The sequence below is a fragment of the Mesorhizobium sp. M5C.F.Ca.IN.020.32.2.1 genome, assembly GCF_004023105.1.
GTDB classification, from domain to species: domain Bacteria; phylum Pseudomonadota; class Alphaproteobacteria; order Rhizobiales; family Rhizobiaceae; genus Mesorhizobium; species Mesorhizobium wenxiniae.
Genome location: NZ_RZSX01000225.1, coordinates 1 through 7,914 on the forward strand (window position 1 = coordinate 1; position 7,914 = coordinate 7,914).

7 protein-coding genes are annotated in these 7,914 nt (G+C 60.2%); 6 read left to right on the forward strand and 1 reads right to left on the reverse strand.

Annotation, left to right across the window (positions count from 1 at the left end; genetic code table 11):
• The first annotated feature begins 690 nt into the window (after positions 1–690).
• From EOA86_RS39370 to EOA86_RS13630, 4 genes are all read left to right on the forward strand, one after another.
• Entirely contained in the window at positions 691–969 is a 279-nt protein-coding gene (locus tag EOA86_RS39370; RefSeq protein ID WP_206630015.1) for a hypothetical protein, read from the forward strand.
• A 115-nt stretch (positions 970–1,084) separates the two neighbouring features.
• Positions 1,085–2,299: a glycosyltransferase family protein gene (locus EOA86_RS13620; protein ID WP_127208212.1), complete on the forward strand. Its 1,215-nt coding sequence runs from the start codon at positions 1,085–1,087 to the stop codon at positions 2,297–2,299.
• Position 2,300: 1 nt separating this feature from the next.
• Positions 2,301–3,545 (forward strand): glycosyltransferase, encoded by a 1,245-nt coding sequence (locus tag EOA86_RS13625; protein ID WP_127208213.1) that lies wholly within the window; start codon positions 2,301–2,303, stop codon positions 3,543–3,545.
• Positions 3,542–4,714: a glycosyltransferase family protein gene (locus EOA86_RS13630; RefSeq protein ID WP_128342127.1), complete on the forward strand. Its 1,173-nt coding sequence runs from the start codon at positions 3,542–3,544 to the stop codon at positions 4,712–4,714. The genes EOA86_RS13625 and EOA86_RS13630 overlap by 4 nt, the downstream gene beginning before the upstream one ends.
• Before the next feature lie 80 nt (positions 4,715–4,794).
• Here EOA86_RS13630 and EOA86_RS13635 read toward each other — a convergent pair whose 3' ends face one another.
• Positions 4,795–5,466 carry a class I SAM-dependent methyltransferase gene (locus EOA86_RS13635; protein WP_128342131.1) on the reverse strand — a complete coding sequence of 224 codons (672 nt, stop codon included), beginning with the start codon at positions 5,464–5,466 and terminating at the stop codon, positions 4,795–4,797.
• Positions 5,467–5,548: 82 nt separating this feature from the next.
• Here EOA86_RS13635 and EOA86_RS13640 point away from each other — a divergent pair, with 82 nt between their 5' ends.
• Positions 5,549–5,911, forward strand: coding sequence for a hypothetical protein (locus tag EOA86_RS13640; RefSeq protein ID WP_128342129.1), 363 nt, complete (start codon positions 5,549–5,551; stop codon positions 5,909–5,911).
• A 17-nt stretch (positions 5,912–5,928) separates the two neighbouring features.
• Positions 5,929–7,914 (forward strand): ABC transporter ATP-binding protein (locus EOA86_RS13645; protein WP_164891737.1); only part of this gene is annotated, 1,986 nt, incomplete at its 3' end.

Sequence of the window (7,914 nt, forward strand, 5' to 3'; positions counted from 1 at the left end):
GACTCTCTAATGTGGTGGTCCACTATTTAGCCAGTGTGGTTTAAATGCACCTTTCCGCAAGGGACCTTGGTCCAAGATTGAAAAGCAAAGGTCCTAAACTCTATCGGGGCCGTATTCCGCGCGGCGAACAAAGCGCCTGCATGCCACAACGCAGCCGGCAAGGACAAGCTCGCTCCGTCTTCTGGGTGATGCCGTGCTGCCGCCAAAACGAAAAAGCCGCGGCGAACCGCGGCTTTTCGATGCTTGATTCCCTGGAAGGAAACTGGAGCGGGTGAAGCGATTCGAATGCTCGACCCCAACCTTTGATGGAGTATGCTGGAGTCGGCTCGCCGAGCATTCAGTTCTTCCGCTCGCTCCAACCTTAAAGTCGAACGCTCCGCTCCCTGGTTGTTGCCGGGCACACTACCCCTTCCGAGCTCCGGCGGCTGGTCGAGAAACTCGTAGACAAGCCAAAAGAGGCTCAGTAGTAGCGACCGCCGCTGCTATCGGCAGCACAAAGCGAGCAGCTGTGCTCTTTTAGGAAAAAGGGCTGCCGGTCCGCATGCTTGTGAGGAACGAACCGACATTGCACAATTGGATGCGCTGGCTTTAGCTCGCTGGCGCTTCCTTGTGACCCGATTCCAAGGTAGGAGCGAAGCCATTCCTCTCGAGCCGCCCTCCCGCCAGCATGGAATGTGAGGACTCTCCAATATGAAAGGTCCACTATCAGCCAGTTTGGTGCTGCCCAAAAAACCAAAAAGCCGCGGCGAACCGCGGCTTTTGGAAACTGGAGCGGGTGAAGCGATTCGAACGCTCGCCCCAACCTTGGAAACGTCAATTTCTGCCAACGCCACTCTATCCGAATCTCCGCAACCAGAATCCGAGATGGTCAATACCAGTGAAATGATGCAGGTTCTTCTGGACCAGCTGGCAAGCAGGCCGCTAAGTAGACGCAGCTTCCTGGTTTCAGCTATGGACCCTCTTGGGTAATACAAATTGAAAAATTGCGCCCTCATGTTTCAAAACAGGTCGGTAGACTCGCGAGGATGGTTTCGTGCGGGTCACCGGCGGTCCTCAAACCGAGAATTCTAAAAGACTTTCAACAATGACCCAGCACGCACAAAATGCTCGAATTCTCATGTACAGCCACGACACGTTCGGGCTCGGCCACTTGCAGCGCTGCCGGACGATCGCGCATTCGCTGGTCGAGGATTTCCGCGGACTTCAGGTGCTTATCATTTCGGGTGCGACTATCGCTGGCGCCTTCGACTACCGCGCCCGTGTCGACTTCGTGAAGATCCCCAGCGTCATCAAGTTGCGCAACGGCGAATACACTTCGCTGGAAAAGGATATCGATCTGCATGAGACGCTAAGGATGCGCCAGTCGATCATCCGCCATACAGCCGAGACCTTCCGGCCGGATATCTTCATCGTCGACAAGGAACCGCTCGGCCTGCGCGGTGAGATCGAGGACACGCTGTCCTACCTCAAGACGCGGGGCACCACGCTCGTGCTTGGCCTGCGCGAGGTGATGGACGCGCCGCATCTGCTCGAAGCAGAGTGGGCACGCAGGGATGTGATGCGCAAGATAGGCCTGTTCTACGACAAGATCTGGGCCTATGGTCCGCCGGATTTCTACGATCCGTTGACCGGCCTGGAGGTGCCGCCGGCTATCAGGGCAAAGATGAAGTTCGTCGGTTTCCTGCAACGGAGCCTGCAGAAGAACGAGTTGCCCGGCCACCGGCCCGAGGGCGACTATATCCTCGTTACCACCGGTGGCGGCGGTGACGGCGCCGATCTGATCCACAGCGTCATCGATGCCTATCAGCAGGATCCGCAATTGCAGCATAGGGCGTTGATCGTGCTTGGGCCTTACATGCCGGCGCGCAAGCGCAACAAGCTGCTCAAGAAGGGGTCCAAGATCCCCTATATCAGGATCATCGAGTTCGACAACCGCATGGAAGAGCTCATTGCCGGCGCCAAGGGGGTAGTGGCGATGGGCGGTTACAACACCTATTGCGAGATACTGTCGTTCGACAAGCCGGCGCTGATCGTGCCGCGCGTCAAGCCCCGCGAGGAACAACTGATCCGAGCACGGCGCGCAGCCGAACTCGGCCTCATCGAAATGCTTTTGCCGGAAGAAGCCGAGGATTCCCAGCGGTTTGCCAATGCACTGGAGGTGCTGCCGGACCGGCCCGGCCCATCGCAGAGCCATCCGCATCTGACGCTGGAAGGGCTGCCTCACATTTCCGAAATCGTCGCGGAACTGCTCGACCGGCGGGGCGGCCATCACCTTTCGGTCATTGAAGGCATGAACTGAGTTGCAACATCGCAAGATCGTCGTGGTTCTGAAGGGATATCCGCGGCTGTCGGAAACGTTCATCGCGCAGGAACTGCTCGGTCTGGAGCGTGCGGGGTTCGACCTGATACTGGTCTCGCTCAGGCGGCCGACCGACGCAAAACGCCACCCCGTGCATGACGAGATCAAAGCGCCCGTCCATTATCTGCCGGAATATCTGCATGAAGAGCCGCTACGCGTGGTTCGCTCGCTGTTTGCTTATCTGCTGCGGCCGGGCTTCTGGCGCGCGCTCCGATCGCTTTGTACCGATATCCGCCGCGACTTTACCCGCAATCGCGCGCGCCGCTTCGGGCAAGCGCTCGTGCTGGCGGCCGAATGGCCGGAAGGCGCGGGCTGGCTGCATGCACATTTCGCGCACACACCGGCATCGGTGACGCGCTATGCCAGCCAGCTTCGTGGCCTGCCCTGGAGCTGCTCGGCCCACGCCAAGGACATCTGGACTTCGGCGGACTGGGATCTGGCTGGCAAGCTTTCCTCGGCGCGCTGGACGGTCACTTGCACAAAAGCCGGCTTCGACCGTCTGAAAAAACTCGCTAACGGCAACTCGTCTGTGCATCTGAGCTATCATGGGCTCGACCTTGATCGCTTCGGCGGTTTCGGCGAGGCGCGAAAACAGCATGACGGCTCGGCGCCGGATGAACCGGTTATCATTCTGAGCGTCGGGCGCGCCGTTGAAAAGAAAGGTTACGATACCTTGCTGAAGGCCCTTGCCCTCTTGCCTGGTGATTTGGCGTGGCGTTTCGAGCATATCGGCGGCGGCGAGGAACTGGAACGGTTCAAGGCGCTGGCGCAAAAGCTCGGCCTGGATGGTCGCGTCTCCTGGAAAGGCGCGCTTGCGCAGGAGGAGGTGCTTGAGCACTACCGCTGCGCCGACATCTTCGCCCTGGCCTGCAGGATCGCCGCAAATGGCGACCGGGACGGTCTGCCGAATGTTCTGGTGGAGGCGGCTAGCCAGCGACTTGCCTGCGTGTCGACCGATATTTCCGGCGTGCCGGAGCTTTTATCGCCGGATGAAACCGGGCTGCTGGTTCCGACGGAAGACCCAATTGCCTTGGCACGGGCGCTGGAGCGCCTGATCCGTGATCCCGTGCTGCGCGCCCGCCTCGGCGACGCCGCAGAGCGGCGCGTGCGAGGCAATTTCGATCATATGGCAAGCATTGGACAGCTCAAGGAACTGTTCGAGCGGGAGTGGCGGGCCGCCGAATGAAGCGGCTGCGCGCTTTCTTCTATGTCCAGCACCTGCTCGGTATCGGCCATCTCGCGCGCGCCAGCCGCATTGCGGCGGCTCTGGTCGATGACGGGTTTGACGTAACCGTCGTGACCGGCGGAGCGCCGATCGCGGGGTTTCCGGGACTGGGTGTAAAATCTGTAACCCTGCCACCTGTCACCTCCGGTGATGAACGATTTTCCGGACTTGTCGACCTGCAGGGCAATCCGATCGACGATGATTTCAAGAAATGGCGTTCAGAGATGCTGCTGCAGGCATTCCGGGATTGCAGGCCTGATATCGTCATCGTCGAGGCGTTTCCATTTGGACGCCGGCAGATGCGTTTCGAACTCCTGCCGCTGATCGAGGCCATCGACGCGGCGTCGCCCAGACCGCTGCTGGCGACGTCCGTCCGTGATATCCTTCAGGAGCGCGTAAAGCCGGGCCGAAACGAGGAAACGGTCGATCTCATCAACAGGCATTTCGACCTTGTCATGGTCCACGGCGATCCGGCTTTCGTAACCATCGACAAGACATTTCCACTGGCTGAGGCGATCAGGGCCGAGGTCACCTACACAGGGCTCGTTGCCGCGCCGCCATCGCCCGCGGCCTCCGAGCGCTTCGACGTTCTGGTGTCGGTTGGCGGCGGGGCTGCCGGAAAGAGCCTTGTCAGCTCCACCATCGCAGCGGCGCGGAATGCCAAAAACGCTTGGAAATGGTGTTTGATCACCGGCCCAAACCTGCCGCAAGACGAGTTTGACGCGATCGCACGCGATGCCTCGCCGGTCCTGTCCATCTTCCGGTTCCGCGAGGATTTCGCCAGCCTGCTCACCGGCGCCCGCCTGTCGGTCTCGCAGGCGGGTTACAACACGGTCTGCGATGTCCTGCGCGCGGGTTGTCGCTGCCTGCTCGTTCCATTTGCAGCCGGCGGGGAAACCGAACAGACGGTTCGCAGCCTGATGCTCGAAGAACTCGGTCTTGCAACGGTGCTGATGGAAAAGGACCTAACGCCTGAAGGTTTGGCGCAGGCGATCGAACAGGCGCTTGTGGGACTGACGCCAGCCGCGCATCGTCTTGATCTGGAAGGCGCGCATCGCTCGGCGCAAATCCTGCGCGAGCGGTATCGAACATGGTCCCTAAGTGGAGCCCGGTTTCGGAAAAGTTCATGATCAAACAGACGATAGATGCTAACGCGCGTCACGTCTGGCGAGGTTCGTGCGACGCACTACGCACTGTTGGGCGAAATGCATCAAACAGTTCCAATCAGCATGAAGCGGGTATAATTTTTTGTCGGCAGTTCGCCGGAGAACCGCACCTCCCGTAGCGCCGCCATTGCTTCGAAGGCTGCAAGTGAAGCCACGCAGTTGATGTGCGTCGGCTCGCTGAAATAATCGTTCGATTGCAGCAGTACAGTCGTGCCCCGCGGAAGCAGAGCAAGCCAGGCGCGCAGATCGGCTATGTGTTCGCAGCTCGTATTGACCACCAGGTCGGGCCGCCCGGCCGCATAGTCGAGTGCGTACATATCTGCCGTCAGCGCGCGGAACCGGTCGCCGGCTTCCCGGTTGAGGGTCCGGGCGACCGGCGCGACTTCGGGATCGATGTCGATGCTATCGACCGCCGCGATGTCGAAGCGGGCGTCGTTGAAAAGCATCGCCGGCAACACGCCGTACCATCCACCCAGAACCCATATGCGCCCGAACCGGCCGCCGCAGCTTTCGAACAGCCTGTCGAGCGCCCACATCTTGCAGGCGACCTGCTTGTGGTTGAAGGCATTGGCGATATCGGCCTTCGGATGCTTGGTGATGACGCGCGCCAGCCCTGCCACCAGAGGGCAGTTGACATAGGCAGCAATTCCCCGCGTGAGGTCAAAGGCTTGCTCGTGCCAGTCCAGGCCGGCATTGCGTGGTTGCGTGACATCCATCATATTTGTCTTGTATGTTGGGATTTCGGGCGACACAACGCAATCTTGCCTCCCGGAAGGCTGTTGATTCGCGGACGTGATTATGCTGCAAGCCGCTTCGCCATTGCCCGGTGCCGGAGAGAGCCTGTTGCATCTGTCCGGACCATCGGCGTCCATCCGCCAGCACCAGCGGCGCAGCAGCCTCGTGCTGCTCGGCTATTCGCCAAAACCCTATGGAAGCCGCGAACCGTCTGGCCAGCTGCTTTCTTCGCTGATCAACAATGCCCATAACGTTGTCATCGACCATGCGCCGGAACTGGATCGCGCCGCCTCGCAGGTTCCTTCCATCGTTGAGCGCAGGACAATCTCCGTGCGCTGCAGCTTCGAGCTTCTCGTTGCCGACGAAGAAATTGCCGATACGCCATTCGCCAGCAGGTGCGTTTACATCCTGCATCCTTCCAACTGAAGGGTCCACAGCCGCATATGGAACCCAGCCTAGCCCGCTATATCTGGACGCACACCAAGAAGCAGCAGCTCTGGATATTGATGATCGTCGTGCTTTCGATGATCCCGTACTTCATGTCCTTCGACCTGCCGAAGCTGATCATCAACGGCCCGATCCAAGGTAGCGGCTTCGAGCAACCGGGCGCGACCCAGCCATTCATGAGGCTACACTATAACCTGCCGTTCATCGGAGAGGTCCAGTTCTTCTCCGGTTTTCAGCTCGACCGCAAGGCGACGCTGTTTGCCCTGAGCCTTGTGTTCCTCTTGCTTGTCGTCATCAACGGCCTGTTCAAACTCTACATCAACACCTACAAGGGCCGCCTCGGCGAACGCATGCTGCGGCGTATCCGCTTCGATCTGGTCGATCGTGTGCTGCGGTTTCCACCGTTTTACTTCAAGCGAGTGAAATCCGCCGAAGTGGCGACCATGGTGAAGGACGAGGTGGAGCCGCTGGGCGGCTTCATCGGCGATGCCTTCGTGCAGCCGGTGCTGCTCGGCGGCCAGGCGCTGACGGCCATGCTGTTCATCGTGGTCCAGAACTTCTGGCTCGGAATGATAGCGGTCGTGATCGTGGCGATCCAGATCGTGCTCATCCCGCGAATGCGGCGGCGGCTGATTGTGCTCGGGCGCGAACGGCAGTTGACGGCGCGCGCGCTTTCGGGCCGGGTTGGCGAAATCGTCGACGGGATCGGCGCGGTTCACGTCCACGACACATCAAACTACGAGCGCGCCGACATAGCTGCCCGGCTCGGGCTCATCTTCAAGATCCGCTTCGATCTTTACCAATGGAAATTCATGGTGAAGTTCCTCAACAATTTTCTCGCGCAGGTCACGCCCTTTCTGTTCTACATGATCGGCGGGTATCTGGTCATCCAGGGGCGGCTGGACGTCGGCCAGCTCGTGGCCGTGATCAGCGCCTATAAGGAACTGCCCGGACCAATGAAAGAACTGATCGACTGGGATCAGGCGCGGCAGGATATCCAGGTCAAATATCAGCAGGTCGTTGAACAATTCACCGTCGATGGTCTCATTGCGCCGAGAATCGGGGCATTGACGATCGACGATCCCGATCCGATGACCAAACCCCTGTCCGCGATCAGTCTGTCCATAGCAGACGATGGCGGTGGAATGGTCCTCGACCGTATCTCCCTCCAGGTCAAGCCGGGTGAGACGGTGGCGCTGGTCAGTACCGCAACAGGTGGAGCCGAGGCGCTTGCAGAAGCCTTCGCGCGGCTGAACCGGCCGGACAGCGGGAGGGTCGCTTCTGGCGCCGACGATCTTCTTGAACTCCCCGAAGCAGTGACCGGCCGGCGCATGTCCTATGCCTCGTCGGATGTTTTCCTGTTCCAGGCAAGCCTCCGCGATAACCTGCTCTACGGGTTGAAGCATGCCCCGCTGACATCGGTGCCTTATGACGGTGCTGCGGCAGACCAGCACCGCTGGAACATCCACGAGGCGCGCCGGTCGGGCAATCCGGATCTTGATATCCGCAGCGACTGGATCAACTATGCTTCCGCCGGCGCTACCGGCCCGCACGACCTCTTTGAAGCCGTGCGCCGGGTGCTCGACGCGGTTGTTCTGTCGCGCGATATTCTGGATCTTGGCTTGCGCTCTTCGGCCGACCTGACGCGTCATACGGAGCTTGCCAGGCGGATCGTCGAACTGCGTGCGGGGCTGCGAACCCGGCTGGAACACGAAGGGCTGAGCGAACTGGTGGTTCCTTTCGAACCGGGCGCCTACAACAAGGAAGCAACGATCGGCCAAAACCTGCTCTTCGGCGCTGCCGCCGGCCCCGAACTGGCCGACAGGGCTCTGGCGGCCAATCCCTATTTTGGTTCTGTGCTGAGGCAAGCCGGCCTCGACCGCACGCTTTACGAAATGGGCATGGAGATCGCCGAACAGGCGATCGAGCTGTTTGCCGACCTGCCACCCGATCACCAGTTCTTCCAGCAGCTCGCCTTCATG

Excerpts from the sequence above, each read along its gene's own strand:
- EOA86_RS39370 (WP_206630015.1), top strand. The coding sequence starts at position 691 with ATGAAAGGTCCACTATCAGCCAGTTTGGTGCTGCCCAAAAAACCAAAA.
- EOA86_RS13620 (WP_127208212.1), top strand. The coding sequence starts at position 1,085 with ATGACCCAGCACGCACAAAATGCTCGAATTCTCATGTACAGCCACGAC.
- EOA86_RS13630 (WP_128342127.1), top strand. The coding sequence starts at position 3,542 with ATGAAGCGGCTGCGCGCTTTCTTCTATGTCCAGCACCTGCTCGGTATC.
- EOA86_RS13635 (WP_128342131.1), bottom strand. The coding sequence starts at position 5,466 with ATGGATGTCACGCAACCACGCAATGCCGGCCTGGACTGGCACGAGCAA.
- EOA86_RS13640 (WP_128342129.1), top strand. The coding sequence starts at position 5,549 with ATGCTGCAAGCCGCTTCGCCATTGCCCGGTGCCGGAGAGAGCCTGTTG.